Source organism: Streptomyces sp. NPDC002701 (genome assembly GCF_042889045.1).
Taxonomy (GTDB): Bacteria; Actinomycetota; Actinomycetes; order Streptomycetales; family Streptomycetaceae; genus Streptomyces.
The window spans coordinates 208540-224385 of the sequence record NZ_JBIAQL010000008.1 but is presented as its reverse complement, the minus strand read 5'-3'; the positions used below and the strand labels follow the sequence as shown (position 1 = coordinate 224385).

At 73.5% G+C, this 15846-nt stretch carries 15 protein-coding genes and 1 pseudogene; 6 read left to right on the top strand and 10 right to left on the bottom strand.

Translation table 11 applies throughout. From position 1 onward, the window contains the following. Positions 1–41 precede the first annotated feature (41 nt). Both ACFYXC_RS23105 and ACFYXC_RS23100 read left to right on the top strand, forming a co-directional pair. Entirely contained in the window at positions 42–746 is a 705-nt protein-coding gene (locus ACFYXC_RS23105) for a DUF899 domain-containing protein (RefSeq protein ID WP_389553873.1), read from the top strand. A 169-nt stretch (positions 747–915) separates the two neighbouring features. Beyond that, positions 916–1089 carry a hypothetical protein gene (locus ACFYXC_RS23100; protein ID WP_388915022.1) on the top strand — a complete coding sequence of 58 codons (174 nt, stop codon included), beginning with the start codon at positions 916–918 and terminating at the stop codon, positions 1087–1089. A 50-nt stretch (positions 1090–1139) separates the two neighbouring features. On the opposite strand, the gene ACFYXC_RS23095 is transcribed toward ACFYXC_RS23100, so the two are convergent. The 3 genes from ACFYXC_RS23095 to ACFYXC_RS23085 form a co-directional block, all read right to left on the bottom strand. Then, a complete protein-coding gene (locus ACFYXC_RS23095) occupies positions 1140–3017 on the bottom strand; it encodes an ABC transporter ATP-binding protein (protein ID WP_389553948.1) in 1878 nt (625 codons plus the stop codon). A gap of 424 nt (positions 3018–3441) precedes the next feature. After that, complete coding sequence (locus tag ACFYXC_RS23090; RefSeq protein ID WP_388915024.1) at positions 3442–3894, bottom strand: hypothetical protein; 453 nt, start codon at positions 3892–3894, stop codon at positions 3442–3444. Positions 3895–3983: 89 nt separating this feature from the next. Continuing rightward, the gene (locus tag ACFYXC_RS23085) at positions 3984–4586 is read right to left on the bottom strand and encodes an ATP-binding protein (RefSeq protein ID WP_388915027.1); all 603 of its coding nucleotides are present in this window, start codon (positions 4584–4586) and stop codon (positions 3984–3986) included. 178 nt (positions 4587–4764) lie between these two features. On the opposite strand from ACFYXC_RS23085, the gene ACFYXC_RS23080 reads away from it, so the two are divergent. Continuing rightward, positions 4765–5625 (top strand): helix-turn-helix domain-containing protein, encoded by an 861-nt coding sequence (locus ACFYXC_RS23080; protein ID WP_389553872.1) that lies wholly within the window; start codon positions 4765–4767, stop codon positions 5623–5625. Beyond that, a complete protein-coding gene (locus tag ACFYXC_RS23075) occupies positions 5626–5889 on the top strand; it encodes a DUF397 domain-containing protein (RefSeq protein ID WP_217460243.1) in 264 nt (87 codons plus the stop codon). A 177-nt stretch (positions 5890–6066) separates the two neighbouring features. Here the strand turns inward: ACFYXC_RS23075 and ACFYXC_RS23070 are convergent, their stop codons facing one another. From ACFYXC_RS23070 to ACFYXC_RS23060, 3 genes are all read right to left on the bottom strand, one after another. Next, positions 6067–6783 carry a beta-lactamase hydrolase domain-containing protein gene (locus ACFYXC_RS23070; RefSeq protein WP_389553871.1) on the bottom strand — a complete coding sequence of 239 codons (717 nt, stop codon included), beginning with the start codon at positions 6781–6783 and terminating at the stop codon, positions 6067–6069. Between the two features lie 176 nt (positions 6784–6959). Beyond that, positions 6960–7874, bottom strand: coding sequence for a hypothetical protein (locus ACFYXC_RS23065; protein WP_389553947.1), 915 nt, complete (start codon positions 7872–7874; stop codon positions 6960–6962). Continuing rightward, complete coding sequence (locus tag ACFYXC_RS23060) at positions 7862–8629, bottom strand: PEP-utilizing enzyme (protein ID WP_389553946.1); 768 nt, start codon at positions 8627–8629, stop codon at positions 7862–7864. The genes ACFYXC_RS23065 and ACFYXC_RS23060 overlap by 13 nt, the downstream gene beginning before the upstream one ends. A 574-nt stretch (positions 8630–9203) precedes the next feature. Between ACFYXC_RS23060 and ACFYXC_RS23055 the strand changes: the two genes are divergently transcribed. Then, on the top strand, positions 9204–9641 hold the full coding sequence (locus tag ACFYXC_RS23055) for a hypothetical protein (RefSeq protein WP_389553952.1): 438 nt from the start codon (positions 9204–9206) through the stop codon (positions 9639–9641). A 204-nt stretch (positions 9642–9845) separates the two neighbouring features. Here ACFYXC_RS23055 and ACFYXC_RS23050 read toward each other — a convergent pair. From ACFYXC_RS23050 to ACFYXC_RS23035, 4 genes and pseudogenes are all read right to left on the bottom strand, one after another. After that, positions 9846–10610 (bottom strand): annotated as a pseudogene (locus ACFYXC_RS23050) (PEP/pyruvate-binding domain-containing protein); the annotation flags it as partial. A gap of 423 nt (positions 10611–11033) precedes the next feature. Then, on the bottom strand, positions 11034–12482 hold the full coding sequence (locus ACFYXC_RS23045; RefSeq protein ID WP_389553870.1) for a PLP-dependent aminotransferase family protein: 1449 nt from the start codon (positions 12480–12482) through the stop codon (positions 11034–11036). A gap of 48 nt (positions 12483–12530) precedes the next feature. Further along, a complete protein-coding gene (locus ACFYXC_RS23040; RefSeq protein ID WP_389553869.1) occupies positions 12531–14018 on the bottom strand; it encodes a glutamate synthase subunit beta in 1488 nt (495 codons plus the stop codon). 383 nt (positions 14019–14401) lie between these two features. After that, on the bottom strand, positions 14402–14881 hold the full coding sequence (locus ACFYXC_RS23035) for a DUF1772 domain-containing protein (RefSeq protein WP_388915045.1): 480 nt from the start codon (positions 14879–14881) through the stop codon (positions 14402–14404). A 314-nt stretch (positions 14882–15195) separates the two neighbouring features. Between ACFYXC_RS23035 and ACFYXC_RS23030 the strand changes: the two genes are divergently transcribed. After that, on the top strand, positions 15196–15828 hold the full coding sequence (locus ACFYXC_RS23030; RefSeq protein ID WP_389553868.1) for a uridine kinase: 633 nt from the start codon (positions 15196–15198) through the stop codon (positions 15826–15828). The last annotated feature ends 18 nt before the right edge of the window (positions 15829–15846 follow it).

The following is a 15846-nucleotide window of genomic DNA, read 5'->3' as shown; positions in this document are numbered from 1 at the left end:
CCGGTCCACCCCTGTGAAGGCACCGCATCGAAGGAGGAGCAATGACGCTTCCGCGGATCGTGTCGCGCGAGGAATGGCGTGCCGCGCGCGAGGAACTGCTGGTCGGGGAGAAGGCCGCGACCCGGGCGCGGGACGCGCTCAACGCGAACCGGCGACGGCTGCCCATGGTCGAGATCGACGAGGAATACGTCTTCGAGGGCGGCGACGGCAAGGCGACGCTGCTGGACCTCTTCGCGGGCCGCCGGCAACTCGTCGTGTATCACTTCATGTTCGCGCCCGAGTGGGACGCGGGCTGCCGCAGCTGTTCGGCGTTCGTCGACCAGATCGGGCACCTCGCCCATCTGCGCGCGCGGAGCACCGAGCTGGCGCTCGTCTCCAGGGCGCCCTATACGAAGATCCTGCCCTTCAAGGCGCGGATGGGATGGACGCTGCCCTGGTACTCGTCGTACGGCAACGAGTTCAACCACGACTTCCAGGTGTCGTTCGAAGAAGACGCCGGGGACGGCGGCGGCGGACCGTACGAGCGGCCGGGGGTGAGCTGCTTCCTGCGGGACCGGGAGCGGATCTTCCACACGTACTCGACGTTCGATCGCGGCCTCGACGGGCTGGGGTCCACCACGAGTTTCCTGGACCTCACGGCGCTCGGGCGGCAGGAGGAGTGGGAGCGGCCCGAGGGGCGCGCGTCGGCGCTGGGCGCGCCCGCGGGCAGCGACCGCGTCCGGTACCACGACGAGTACGAGGACTGAGCGCGGACGCTGCGACGAGAGTGCGAAACGGCGTACACGTGTTCCCCCGATCGTCGTGAACATGTGTCGACTACGTCTCAGTAGCGTCACTTCGCGAGACCTTGCCCCCATGATGAGCGTTTAACTCTTCAAGGGCTCTCACGGGAGCAGCGCTACATGGAGGTGCAGGATGGTGAACGGTCGAACGGTGCTGGAGCGCTTTCCCGCCGGCGGGCCGCGTGGTTCCTGGCCCGCGGAGGAGTTCGCGCAGGCGCGCCGCCTGGAGGGGCAGCACGTCGACGTCGTGATGGACCTGTCCACGGACACCTTCCTGGTCGTCGTGCGGGAACTCGTCGCCGAGTGAGCCGGGCCGGCGGTCGCCGGCCGGGCGGGGCGAGCCGCGCGTAGGGGAGCTCAGCCCGCCTTCGGCTCCGGCACCCGCGCGGCGGGCGTCCGCGCCGCGAACTGCCCGGCCTGCAGCCCGTACAGCTCGGCGAAGACGCCACCCGAGGAGAGCAGCTCGTCCGGCGTGCCGGATTCCACGAGACGGCCCTGGTCGAGGACATGCACCAGATCGGCGTGGCGCACCGACGCCAGCCGGTGCGTGATGAGGATGACGGTCTGACCGGTACCCGCCAGGGACCGGATCTTCTCGAAGACCTCCAGCTCGGCGCGGGCGTCGAGAGCCGCCGTCGGCTCGTCCACGACCAGGATCGCGCCCCGGCGGTACGCCGCCCGTGCGATGCCGAGCCGCTGCCACTGGCCGCCCGACAGCTCGTGGCCGCCGGTGAACATACGGGCCAGCAGGGTGTCGAGCCCCCGCGGCAGGTCCGCCACCACGTCCTCCGCCCCGGCCTCCCTGAGGGACTCGCCCAGCCGTTCGTCGGTGAGCGGCGCCGAGGCCCGGCCGATCGCGACGTTCACCCGGGCCGTGAACGGCCACCGCTTGAAGTCCTGCGCCACCATCGCGATGCGCTCGGCGAGCAGGTGCCGGTCGGCGGTCGCCGCGTCCACGTCGTCCCACAGGATCCGGCCTCGCTGGGGCGCGTACAGGCCCGCCAGCAGCTTGACCAGGGTGGTCTTCCCGGAACCGTTCTCCCCGACGAGCGCCACGATCTTGCCGAGCGGGAGGCTGAGCGTCAGGTCCGACAGCGCGGGCCGGGCCGCGCTGCCCGGGTAGGTGAAGGTGACGTCCTCGAAGCGGATCTCCCGTGGCCGCTCGGGCAGCGCCGCGCCGCCGACCGGGATGGCCCGCTCGGCCGCCTCCACGTACAGACGCTGCAGGTCCCCGACGAAGAGGGCCTCCTCGTGGAGGGTGTTGACCTCCAGGACGAGGGTGTTGAGGTTCGCGGAGCCCGTACGGATCGCGATGACCGCCGTGCCCGCCACGGACAGCGACATCGCGCCGGCCAGCAGCAGCCCGCCGAGTGTCGCGTACGTCGCCACGACGGCCACGCCGGTCCACGCGGCCGCGATCAGACCGGTCCGCGCCTCCAGGCGGGCGAGGCGGGTCTGTTCGGTCTCGGCGGACTCCGACATCGCGCGGTAGTGCCGCAGCAGGAACGGGCCGATGCCGTGGACGCGGATCTCCGGCGCGGCACCCGGCTCGGTGAGCAGGTTGCCGATCAGCCGGCTGGCCCGGACGTGCTGTACCCAGACGTGGTACGACGCGTACCGGCGGCGCGCGATGCTCAGCGCGCTCCACGCGCTCGGCAGCGTCATCGTCACCAGCAGGGGCAGCAGCGCCGGGTGCAGCACGGTGAGGACGCCGGCCGCCGCGACGAGAGAGATCCCCGCGTTCACCACACGCGTGGCGATCGGGATCATCCGCCGGGCGGACGAGGCGCCCCACTGCGCGGTGTCCAGCAGCTTGTGGAATGCCTCGTCCTCGATCGCCGCAAGCTCGACCGCCGCGGCCCGCTCCAGGTACAGCTCCGTCGCGACGCGCTCCACCTTCGGTTCGAGCCGGCCGGTGGCGTACGTGGAGGCGCCCCGCAGCAGGGCGGCGAGCAGCATCACCACGGCGACCGTGACGAGCGCGGGCACCGCGTCCCGCAGCCGGTCCGCGACCTGGCCGCCGCCCAGCAGGCGGCCCAGGACGCTGTTGACCGCCAGCAGACTCACCGCCTGCGCCAGACCGCGGCCCACCTCCGCCGCCAGAACGGTCCGCGCGGCCGGGCGGTCCGCCTGCCAGGCCAGCCGGAAACTGGCCGAGAGCAGCGCGGGCAGCCGCGTCACCATGGCGCGGAAGTTCAGCTCCAGGAAGGCGTTCGCGTGCTGCGACCAGCCCATGTCGTACCGCAGCGGCCCGCCGAACAGGAGCCGCTCGGACTCGGACGGCTCGGTGCCGCCGGCCCCCTGCTCGGTGCCGCCACCCTCCGGGGCCGCCTTCTTCAGGTCCGGACCCGCGGGCTGCGGGTCCGTCTTCTGCGGGGCGGGCCCGGTGGGCGCCGCCGATGCGGTCCTCTTGGGCGATCCCGTCGACTCAGCAGACCCCACCGATGCCTCCCGATCGTGGACGAACGGCCACTATCGCGGTGTCGGGCGCCGCCGGGCAGGGCGCGCGCCCTGCCCGGCACGGCGTATCCGGAGCACGCCCGGGGCGCTCGGACGGCCTGCTGTGCCATGCCCGGGAACGCGTGCTTCCACGCGCCCGGAGGCGGAGGACTACTGCAAGGGACTCGGAGGTCTACTGCGACGAACGTACGAACACGGCTCAGGCGCTTATCGGCCGGGACCAGGCCGGCGGCGTCCCCGTCACCCGGCACAACGCCAGGTAGAGGGGGATCGGCGGAGTGTACGGAAGCTTGCCCTCGGGCGTGTGGATCAGGCCGGGGAAGTCGGGCGTGACGGGAACGAGCGCTCCCGTGGCGTAGTGCGCGGGCGCCGGCCACTCCAGGGCGACATCGGAGTCGGAGGGCACGAGCCACCACCAGTGCGTGCGGTCGGCGTACACACAGCCGACGCGCGGCAGCCGGGGCATCAGCAGCGGGCCGAGTTCCGCGGGTATCGCCACCGCGTCGCAGCCCAGCGGGGCCCGCATGCCCTCCGGCACGGTCAGCCGCCGGGACGCGTCCGCGCCCGAGGGCGTCCGGCCGCGCTCGATACGGACCAGCGTGTCCAGACTCAGCACCCTCGGCACACCGGCCGAGCCAGCCCTCACACCCATTCAGCCCCCGTCCGTGTTCACAGTTAGGTTCGGTCTCGGGACGCCCGCACCGGCCGGTGGCCGGCTCGCGAGTGGAACGTTCAGGTCGGTCAGAACCACTCGTGCCCGACCGGCGGGACAGCGGCCCCGCCGGTCGGCGAGGAGCCGGCAGGGGCCGGCCGGCTCCTCGCACTCCAGCCCAGGTCCGACCGCGGCTCGGCGCCGTTGTTCGCCGAGCGCGGCAGTTCGGCCCAGACCAGAAGTCCGGGACCGGTTTCCTGGGCGCCCCAGGCAGTACACATCGCCGCGACGAGAAGCAGTCCCCTCCCATGCTCCTCGTCAGGACGCTGTGGCGACGGGTGGGGCTCACCCGGCGCACATCCTTCGTCACGGACCGCTATCCGCACCGCGTCCGCGCCGTCGTGCAGCTCGCAGACCACATGACGGCTCGCCGTGTGCACGATGGCGTTGGTGACCAGTTCGGAGACGACGAGTTCCGCCGTGTCGCAGGTGTCCTCGCAGACCGCCCAGCCCGCGAGCCGGGCACGCGTCAGGTGCCGGGCCTGTGCTGCGGAGCCCGGATGTGCGGCCAGCTCGAAGCGGAACCGGCGCTCGGCTGCCGTGTCGGGGGATACCCCGGCAACGGCGCCAAGACGGGACCGGTCCTCGACGGCGTCTGTTCCTAACGGCGCGGACGGAATCACGCTTGCCACTATCTCCCCGTCGTGAACACTTGGCAAGTGTCACTCTGAAAATTGCAGAGTGCAGTGTTCTGGGCAGTGGGGCCGTGGCACACTGCTCGCAACAGCACGTGGCGCGGCGTCAGTTGGGTACCCGTACAGGGCCCGAACGGGCGCCGCCCCGGCTGTCTGGACAAAAGTGGAGGTGGACGTGAGCGAGCCGCGGTCCGCGCCGACGGTCGGGCAGGTCGTCCTCGGGCGGCGACTGCTGGACCTGCGGGAACGCGCGGGGCTCAAGCGTGAGGAGGCGGCGCGCGTCCTGCGTGTCACCGCCGCCACCGTCCGCCGTATGGAGATGGCCGAGGTCACCCTCAAGATCCCGTACCTCCAGCTCCTGCTGAAGTCGTACGGCGTCTCCGACGCCGAGGCCGAGGCGTTCGTCACCCTGGCGGAGGAGGCGAACCAGCCGGGCTGGTGGCAGCGGTTCCACGACATCCTGCCGGGCTGGTTCTCGATGTACGTCAGCCTGGAGGGCGCGGCCGCCCTCATCCGCTGCTACGAGCCACACTTCGTGCCCGGAGTGCTGCAGACCGAGGAGTACGCCCGTGGCGTCATGCAGTCCGGCGCGGTCGGCCAGACCAGACCCGAGGACATCGAACGCCATGTGGCGCTGCGCATGCAGCGGCAGGAACTGCTGACGCGCGAGGGTGCGCCCCGGTTCTGGGCCGTGATGGACGAGACCGCGCTGCGCCGCCCGGTCGGCGGCCCGGCGGTGATGCGCGAGCAGGTCGACCGGCTGCTGGAGGCCGCGGCACTGCCCAACGTCACCCTGCAGATCGCCCCCTTCTCCTCGGGACCGCACGCCGGCACGTACGGGCCGTTCGTGCTGTTCCGCTTTGCCATGCCCGAACTGCCGGACATGGTCTACAGCGAGTACCTGACCGGCGCCGTCTACCTGGACGCGCGCAGCGAGGTGGCAGCCCATCTCGAGGTCATGGACCGCATGGCGGCCCAGGCCGCCACGGCACATCGCACGAAGGAGATCCTGTCGGATCTCCGCAAGGAGCTGTGAATGGATCGCATCAAATCCCGGATACGCGTCGCGCGGATCTACAACGGCATGCCCGCCAGGGAACTGGGCAGCGAGGGCTGGCACAAGCCGTGGAGCGGGGGCAACGGCGGCAACTGCCTGGAGGCGATGAAGCTCGCCGACGGCCGGATCGCGGTCCGCCAGTCGGCCGACCCGGACGGTCCCGCGCTCATCTACACCCCCGGCGAGATGACCGCGTTCATCCAGGGCGCCAAGGCGGGGGAGGCGGATTTCCTGCTCTCCTGAGGTGTCGGTGAGCAGGACCGCCCATGCTGCAGAACCGATTCTCCCGGGGCGGGGCGGGGCGGGGCGGGGCCAGGGCGGGTGGGTCGGTCGAGACCCGGCGGCAGGGCGCGGCAGGTCAGGGCAGGGGCGCGGCGCGGCGTGGCCCTTGAGGATGCCGGGACGAACGAGAAGGCCGGGTCAGAACCAGGACCACATGCGGCGGGGCGCGTCGACGAGCCGGCTGACCGCCACCACCGGAAACGGTGGCTGCTCCGCCCGGCTCGGGCCGAGACTCAGCGCGTAGTAGATCTGCTCGATGGACGGCGGTCCGACCGCGAGATTACGGCGGACCGCACCCGACGGGGACTCCTGCCCGGCCTTCACGAGGTAGGCCGCCGCCATCGTCCCCGTACGCCCCACACCCGCCCCGCAGTGCACGAACACCGGCCCCGGGGCCGCACCGACGACGCCGAGGAAACGGCGTACCTGGTGCGGCGTCGGGGTCTGTCCGTCCCGCACGGGCAGCCGTACGACGTCTAGGCCCGCCTTGTGCGGCCCGGCGAGCTGGGCGGCCGACAGGTCCTCGGCCCGCAGGTCGACCACGGTGGTGAAGCCGCGCAGAGCCAGTTCCCGGTAGCCGGCGGGGGAGGGGGCGGCGCCGCGCCAGAGGCCACCGGCGGCGTCCACGGGCTGGAAGTGGTGGATGCCCCGCACCGCACGGGTCCCCGCGGGCGGCGGGGTCTGTTCGTGCGTCCAGTACGAGAGCGCGAGGATGCCCAGCGCACCGGTCGCCCAGAGTGCGAGATAGCAGAGTCCGGCGGCGGCGAGCGTGCGCGGCAGTGTCCGGCGCAGGGTGCTTCGGGGACGGCCGGTGGGCAGCGGGGAGCGGGGTGCGGGCGGGGCGACGACAGCCATGGGCGACCCGGAGGCTCGGGGACGAGGAGCGCGTCGGCATCGTAACCCGGAGTGCTGGGAGGGAAGTTGGGGGTGTGCTGCACGGGGTGCCCGGCTGCGGTAGGGGTGGAAGTGGTGGGTGTGACGGGGCGGGCGCGGAGTGGGGTTGGGCCGGAGATCGAGGGCGGTGGCAGGGGTCAGTCGTCGGCCGAGCCCGCGTCGCCGATGCCGACCACCGTGAGGTGCGTACGGTCGAGGCCGGTGTCCTCCAGGCAGCCGCGCAGCCGTATCCGGTCGTGATCGGTCAGCGCGGGCCGGACGACGCCGGCGAAGAGACCGTCACCCAGCTCGCCCAGGGTGGCGTGGTTCAGCGGTACGGACGTGGAGTCGCGGCAGCGTTCCCAGAGTTGGCGCGCGGCGAGGGACTGGCGCTCGGCGGTCATCTTCGTGCCGCGCATGTCGACGCGCAGGAGCAGGGAGGTCGCCGCCGAGTCCTTCGCCCCCTCCGGACGGGTCTGTGTGAGGTCGGCGAGCCCGAAGACCAGCGCCCCGAGCAGCGCGGCCCCGACCACGGCGACGGCCGACACGCGCAGGGTACGGCCGTGTCCGCGCCGGGCGCCCGGCGGCGGCAGGTCGTCCAGGTCGGTCCCGCCGTCCGGGTCGGGCGCGGCCAGGACGGCGAGCCGCCCCGCGAGCCGCCGCTCCGCCGTGGGCCGGGCGGTGACCGACGCGATCCGCTGCACCACCCAGGCCAGTCCGGAGAGCAGTACCCCGGTGACCATCAGGACCGGTACGAAGACGTAGGTACGGTTCGTCGGTTCGTCCAGCCAGCGGAAGCGGTCGTCCGCCGTACGCGCCGGGGACTCCTTCTCCCGCAACCGCGCGAGGACGTCCTCCTGGCGCCGGTCCGCGTCACGCATCCGTTCCTCGATCCGCGCGAGCCGTCCGAGCAGCACGAGTCCGAGCAGCATCACCTCGACGACGAGCAGCAGGACCCCGCAGAGAATGGCCCGTTGCCACTGCCACCGGTACAGATAGACGACGACGTACGTGCCGGCGCCCGCGGCGGCCGCACCCCCGAAGAGGTAGGCGACGCGCCTCACCGCGGGCATCGGCGGACCTGGCCGGGCACGGGCGCTGGCGCGGATGCGGATGCGGATGTGGGTCCGGATGCGGGCGCGGGCGCGAGTGCCGATGTGGGGGCCGGTATTGGTGCCGGTGCCGGTGCCGGTGCGGGTGCGGGTGGGCGGACGGGTGATGGGGGTGGGGCGGTACGTGGATCGTCCGTATGTACGTCGCCGGTGGTGCCGTCGATCGTGAGACGGGAACCCGGCGGGAACCGGCGGACGGCGTCCGTGACCCCGACGACGGTGGGCAGCCCGAACTCCCGCGCCAGCACCGCCAGGTGGGACAGCGGGCTGCCGGTCTGCGCGACGAGTCCCGTGAGTCCGGGCAGGACCGGCGCGAGCGCGGGGTCGAGCGTGCGGACGACGAGCACGGGGTCCGGGGGGCGTGGCCCGGTCCCGTCCCACGCCGTCCCGACGGCCCGGCCACCGGACACGCCCTGCCCCTCGTTCCCGCCCCTGTCTCCGCCGCTCCCGCGCTTGGGGCGCTCGGCGACGATCGCGCCCCCTGCCGCGAGTCGGAACGTGTCGGGCAGGGGCGCCGACGCCGCGCGTGGCAGACGCTCTGCGAAGTCGGCGGGCAGGGCGCCGTGTTCGAGTGCCCGGATCAGTTCTGGCCAGCGCAGCAGTCCCACCCGCGACGAGCCCGGCGCTCGCGGTGCGTCCGGGACATCGCCCGGAGCAACCGGTACGGACAGTCGGCGTGCGGCGTCCCGCACCAGCCGGACCTGCAGTTCCTGCACCCAGCGGACACGCAGACGCAGGGCTTCGCGCGGAGCCAGGCCGGCTGCCGCCGGCCTGGCACGGAGTGGGGTCGTGCCGGTGGAGCGCTCCGGGGTCCGGCCGTCCTCCGCGTAACTCCGGGCGGCGGGGTGGCCGTCCGGGCTTGCGTAAATCCCGGCGGCGGAATGGCCGTCCGGGCTTGCGTAAATCCCGGCGGCGGAATGGCCGTTCGTGCTGGCGGGATTCCCGGCTGCGTCGGCACGGCCGTCCGGGCCTGCGGGGTCTTTGGCGGCGGCAGGACCGTCCGTGTCGGCGTGACTCCCGGTGGCGGCGCGGTCGTTCGTGTCGGCGTGACTCCCGGTGGCGGCGCGGTCGGTTCGTGTCGGCGCGACTCCCCGCGGCGGCGTGGCCGTCCGGGGCCGCGGGATTTCCGGCAGCGGTAGGACCGTTCCTGTCGCCAGGACTCCCGGCGGCGGTGTGGCCGGGAGTCCTGGCGGGACCTCCGGCGGCGGCGAGCCCGGCCGTGTCCGCAGGACTTTCCGGCAGTCTCAGCTCCCGGCTCAGGGCGGGTGGTGTCAGTGCCAGTACCACCGGTTGCGCGGCCACCAGCCGGTGGTCCGGTACGCCGAGGGCGCGGGCCTGTGCGAGAGCGGCGAGGGCCGCGCCAGCCGCCGTCGTGCCGGTCTCGGCCAGCAGGGCGCCGGCGAGTGCCTCCTGCGCGTGCAGCGAGACCAGGACGGTCCGGGTCCAGCGGAGAGCGGCGACGAGTTCACGGCGGTCGAGCCGGTCCGGAGGCGGTGTCCCGGCGAGCCGGCGGTCGACGTCGGCGACGAGGTCCGTCGCGAGACCGGGCAGCGCCGAGGCCAGCCGGCCCACCCGCCACGCCGCGGCCAGCCTGCGGGCACCCGGCGTCGGATCGAGCAGCGTCAGCCACCGGTGCCGCGGCGGGGCAACGCCCAGCAGCCGCAGATCCGCCGCCGCCCGGCCACCGACCGTCGTGACGACCGGCACCGCGCGCAGCCGTCGCCGTGACGCGGTGCCCCCGATGTCGAGTGCGGCGGCCAGCCCCCGGGCCATGGGCGCCACCCACAGATCCTCCTCCAGCGGCTCCAGTTGGTCGGGAAGGGTCTCCGCGACCGGACCGGGGCCGAGCAGCCGTGCCCCGCGGGCGGGCCGCGCCGCCATCGCCGTGATGGGCCGGCTCTGGAACAGCCACAGCCGCCCCGCCTCGTCGAACCCGAACTCGATGTCCTGCGGCCCACCGAAGAGTGCCCGCGCCTGCCGGGCGAGCCGCGCGAGTCGACGCAGTTCGGCGGCCCTGAGCAGGGGTTCGGCGTCCTTGGGACCGGTGCGGGACACCCGGCCGCAGCGGCCCAACCAATAACCGGTGCCGGGCTGTTCGCCGCTGACCAGTGCGTCGGGCCCGCCCCGCACCGCGCTCACCAGCATCCGGTCGGTCCGCCCCTCCAGGGGGTCGGCGCCGAACAGCACGCCTCCCACCCGGGCCGCGAGCATGGGCTGCACCAGTACGGCCATCGGCGCGACCGTGCCGTCCGGCTGGTGGGCCGAGTCGAGCACGGTCCGTACCGCCGCACGGAAGCCGTGCCAGCCACGGACGTCCAGGACGGACGCGAACTGGCCCGCCAAGGACGATTCCTCGGTGTCCTCCCGCGGGGACGAGGACCGTACGACGAGCGGCCGGGTACCGTCCTCGGAGAGCTCCTGCCAGGCGCGGCGCAGCCCTTCCGACTCCCGGGCGGCCACCTCGCCGAGCGGCACGATGGGCGGCACGACGAAACCCGGCAGCACGGGCAGCCCGGCCCCCGCCGCACGTGCGAGATGCGCGGCCTTGGATCCGGCGAAGGCGATGCGGGCGGCCCGCGGATCGCGCAGGGGGACGGCTTCCGCGCCGACACGGACGACGTCGCCGACGCCGTGGTGCGCGTCCCGATCGTCCTCGCCACGCGTACCGTCTTCGTGACGTTCGTCAACCGTCGTCATCGAGCACCCTCCAGGACCGACCGCCAACAGGGGGGACGCGCGGGGGTGGCCCTGCGCCTGACGGCGGAACGAAGGATGGGGGCGGGTTCCTGCCGGACCGGCCGGTGTACGGCCGCGTCAGCAACACGCCTCCTGCAACCGATGATCCCACTCGGCGTCACGCCGCGGGACGGCCGAGGATCACCTTCCGGCCACCCGCCCCCGCCGCCCCCTCTGCCCCCGCCGTCTCCTCTGCCTCCTGCGCCTCTCCTGCCTCCTCCGTCCCACGCGCCCTGCCTCTTACCTCCTCCGTCCCACGCGCCCTGCCTCTTACCTCCTCCGTCCCACGCGCGCCCCGCCTCTCAGGGCCGTCCGCTCCACGGGTGGCACCCGCGGCCGCCGTGGGAAGCGCTCATGGAGAGGGCCGCGGCGCACAACGCGCGCTCATGGAGGCGGCAGCGCGGCGCACAACGCCTCCAGCGCGGCCCCGTACGCGTGCTCCGAGGGCGTGGCATAACCCACGACGAGTCCGTCCGGCGCGGCCATGGTCGCCTCCGGGTGCCGGAACTCCGCGAGGCCGTCCAGCGCGAGGCCCTGCGAGACGGCGGCCTTCACCGCCGACTGCTCGCTGCCGGGCGGCAACCGCAGCACGGCGTGGAGGCCGGCCGCGATGCCGGTGACACCGACATGCGGCGCGTGTGCGGCGAGGGCCTCGACCAGCCGGTCACGCCGTCGCCGGTACCGCTGCCGCATCCGCCGTACATGACGGTCGTACGACCCCGACTCGACGAAGTCCGCGAGCGTCAGCTGGTCCAGGGCACTCGCCCACGCCTCCCGCTCGCCCTTGGCCGCCAGCACCTCGTCGACGTACCGCTCGGGAAGGACCATCCAACCCAGCCGCAGCGCGGGCGACAGGCTCTTGCTGACCGAGCCGATGTGGACGACCCGCTCCGGGTCCAGCCCCTGTACGGCCCCGACGGGCTTGCGGTCGTAGCGGAACTCCCCGTCGTAGTCGTCCTCCAGGACCACCCCTCCACGCGCGCGTGCCCAGTCGATGACGGCGGCACGCCGCGAGGGATGCAGCGGCCCGCCGGTCGGGAACTGGTGGGCGGGCGTGAGCAGTACGGCCCGTTCGCCGCCCAGGTCACCGACCTGGGCGCCGTCCTCGTCGAGGGCCAGCGGGACGGTCCGTACGCCCGCCGCCGCCAGCAACCCCCGGTGGAAGGGGAGACCGTACGACTCGACGGCCAGGGGGCCGCGCAGAACCGTGGGGAAGAGCAGCCGCAGGGCGTGCGCGAAGCCCGAACAGATGACGATCCGGCCCGGCTCGGTACGGACACCGCGCGCGCGTGCCAGGTACTCCGTGAGCGCCTCCCGCAACTCGATCCGTCCCGCGGGGTCGCCGGGCCCGAACGCCTCGCTGGGCGCCCGCTGGAGGGCCCGCCGGTACGAGGCGAGCCAGGCGGCACGCGGGAACGACGACGCGTCCGGGGTGCCCTGACGCAGGTCGTGTCGCGGTCCACGCGCGCGTGGAGGTGCCTTTTTGGGTCCGCGCGTCCGCGCCTTCAGCGGTTCGGCGCGCTCGGCGACCCGGGTGCCCGAGCCCTGCCGCGCGGTGAGCCAGCCTTCCGCGGCCAGCTCCGCGTACGCGTCGGCCACCGTGTTGCGGGCCACGCCGAGGTCCGCGGCCAGTGAACGGTACGGGGGGAGACGGGCGCCCGGAGCCAGCCGCCCGCTGCGGATCGCCTCACGCAGCGCACGGATCAGGGCGGCGCGGCGGCCGCCAGGACCGGACAGTTCCAGATGCAGGTCGGCGCCGATGCCGGTAGCACCGGCCTCGGGATCGGTGTCGGTGCCGGTGCGCTTCGTGGGATTGACCCCTGAATCCGCCATGGAAGTGCACCCTACCGGCGGTCTTCGGCCTGAATGCGAAGCCTCCGGCTACGCCGTCAAGGGCCGGTCGTGCGGTCCGATCGGCGCGGGCAGCCGGGAGCCGCCCGTCAGACGCCGGTCCACCGCCGCGGCCACCGCCCGGCCCTCGGCAATCGCCCACACGATGAGGGACTGGCCTCGCGCGGCGTCCCCGGCGGCGTACACCCCCGGCACGTCGGTCGCGAAGTCCGCGTCCCGGCTGATCGTGCCCCGGGGACCGAGGCCGAGGCCGAACTGGTCGACGAGCCCGTCGGAGCGGTCGGGTCCGGAGAAGCCGAGCGCGAGCAGCACGAGGTCGGCGGGGAGCGCGCGTTCGGTGCCCGGGCGCGGACGGCGTCCGGCGTCGACCCCGACCAGGCGCAGCGAACGCACCCGCCCGTCCGCGTCCCCGGTGAAGCGCAGCGTGGACGCCGCGAAGAGCCGGGCGTCCGCCTCGGCGGCGGGCGCGGTCCCCAGATCCCGGGCTTCCTCGTGCGCGGCCGACAGCCGGTAGATCCTCGGGTACACCGGCCACGGATCGGAGTCCTCGTCCCGCTCGGCGCCGGGCTGTGCGTAGATGTCCAGCTGGGTCACGGACCTCGCCCCCTCACGCAGTGCCGTGCCCAGGCAGTCGGCCCCCGTGTCGCCGCCGCCGACGATCACGACGTCCTTGCCCGCGGCGGACAACGGGGACACCTCCAGGTCCCCCTCGCACACCCGGTTGGCCAACGGCAGATACTCCATCGCCTGATGGATACCGCTCAACTCGCGCCCCTCGACCGGCAGTTCGCGCCAGGCCGTGGCGCCCACGGCGAGCACGACGGCGTCATGGCGCGCTCGCAGCTCGGCCGCCCCGATGTCCCGGCCGACGGCGGTCGAGGTACGGAACCTCGTTCCCTCCGCCCGCATCTGCGCGATCCGCCGCTCCAGGTGCCGCTTCTCCATCTTGAACTCGGGGATGCCGTATCGCAGCAATCCGCCGATCCGGTCGTCCCGTTCGTAGACGGCGACGGTGTGTCCGGCCCTGGTCAGCTGCTGTGCCGCCGCGAGGCCCGCCGGTCCCGAGCCGACCACCGCGACACTCCGCCCCGACAGCCGGTCCGGCGGCCTCGGCGGCGTGAGCCCGTCCGCCCAGGCACGGTCGGCGACGGCGACCTCGACGTTCTTGATCGTGACCGCCGGCTGGTTGATCGCCAGGACGCAGCCCGCCTCGCACGGCGCCGGACACAGCCGGCCCGTGAACTCGGGGAAGTTGTTCGTCGCGTGCAACCGCTCGCTCGCCCCGCGCCAGTCGTCGCGTGCCACCAGGTCGTTCCAGTCGGGGATGAGGTTGCCCAGCGGACATGCGTCGTGACAGAACGGAACACCGCAGTCCATGCACCGGTCGGCCTGCGTCCGGACGATCGGCAGCAGCGCCCCGGGAACGTACACCTCGTCCCAGTCACGGACCCGGTCCTCGACGGGACGACGTGGCCACTCCTCGCGGGACGACCGGAGGAAACCCCTGGGATCGGCCACAGCCGTCTCCCTCACGTACACGCACGGTGCCGTACGGTCTCCGCCGCCGTGTTCGACGCCATCGTGCGGTCGGGCGGGGCCGCGGGCCTGCTGACAGACTCTCCTGCCACGATACGACGCCGAGCCCAGGCTCGCTCCAGGTGAACGCCGGGCCCGCGCCCGCCTCGGATGGACGCCGGGCCCGCGCCCGCCTCGGATGGACGCCGGGCCCGCGCCCGCCCCAGGTGAACGCCGAGCCCGCCCCCGCCCCAGGTGGACGCCGCGCCCACGCCCGCCCCGCATGGACGCTGGGCCCACGCCTTGCTCCAGACGGACGCGGCAGCCGCGTCGGCCGCGGTGGAGGCCGCGGCCGCCCCGCCCGCGTGGGCGTCGCGCCGGTGCCGTCAGGTCAGCGCCAGCACGTACGAGAGCGCAGCGGCGGACGCGGCGACCATCCGGACGTGGTTCCACATCGACCACTCGCTCACGTACGCGGGCCAGTATGCGACGGCCTCCGGTGTGCCGGCCTCCATCCCGGCCAGCTTGTTGTTGCGCGGGACGTTCGCCGCGATCGTGACCCCGAAGCAGCCGAACAGGTACAGCGCGCTGCCCAGCAACAGCTCCACCGTGCCCTCGTCGGGCCACAGCACGAAGGTGACCACCGCGATCACGGCACAGAGCACGGCCGACCCGACGAACACGAGCATGAAAGCCGGCGTCAACGCGGTCACGTTGATCGCCTGCATCGCCGCGACACCCTGCGCCGGCGGCAGCGCGGCCAGCCCTTTCATCACGAACGCCGAGAACGCGCAGAAGACCCCCGCCACCAGCCCGGTGCCCAGCACGCCCACCACGGTGAGCACGAAGTACGGTCCCTCGATCATGGCAACTCCCGCGTAGGCGGAACCTCTTGTCAGCAACTCCCGCACCGCTCCCGAACCGTGAAGCCGGACCACCCCGAACCTCAAGATCCTGCACGGCGCCTTCCTGCCATCACAAGTGAATTGCCGCACGGGGAAGGCCACCATGGCCGAGAAACTCGACCGCATGCGCGGACGTCTCAGGACGGCCCGGGCGCCCACCCCGGTCCGCCTGCACGGTCTCCACGGCCGGCCCGCGCCCGGCCGGGGGCGGCCGGTCAGGTCCCACGCTGCCGCCGTCCGCGTGCGCCCGCGCCCGCGCGGCATCATTGGGCCGTGTGCGACTCGAAGCGATCACCTGGGACCGGCTTGGCGACTCCCTCGCCGAGCGACTGCTCGACCTGAAGCCGGCCGACGGCAGCCCCTGGCCACGCGTCGCCTTCGACGGTGCCCCGGCCGCCCGCCCGGGCGACCTCGCCGAACGTGTCGCCGAAGCCCTTCGCCCCCGCGGCCGCTCCACCCTGGTCGTCGGCACGCAGGGCTATCTGCGGCCCGCCTCCCTCCGGCTCGAGTACGGCCACCAGGACGTGGAGTCGTACTACGACGGCTGGTTCGACACCGGCGCCCTGTGGCGGGAGGTCTTCGGCCCGCTGGAACCCGGCGGTGACGGCCGTGTCCTGCCCGACCTCCGGGACCCGGCCACCGACCGCGCCACCCGCAGCCCGTACGTCCAACTCCCGCCCAGTGGCATGCTGTTGCTGCACGGGCCGATGCTTCTGCGGCACTGGTTCCCGTTCGACCTCACCGTCCACGTGCGTCTCTCGCCGGCCGCCCTGCGCCGCCGCACCCCGGAGGCGGAGCACTGGACGCTCCCCGCGTACGAGCGGTACGAGAGTGAGACGAGTCCGGGGGACACGGCCGACATCCTGGTCCGGGCGGACGATCCGCGCCATCCGGCCTGGAACGGCTGACCCGCCGACGGGAGACCG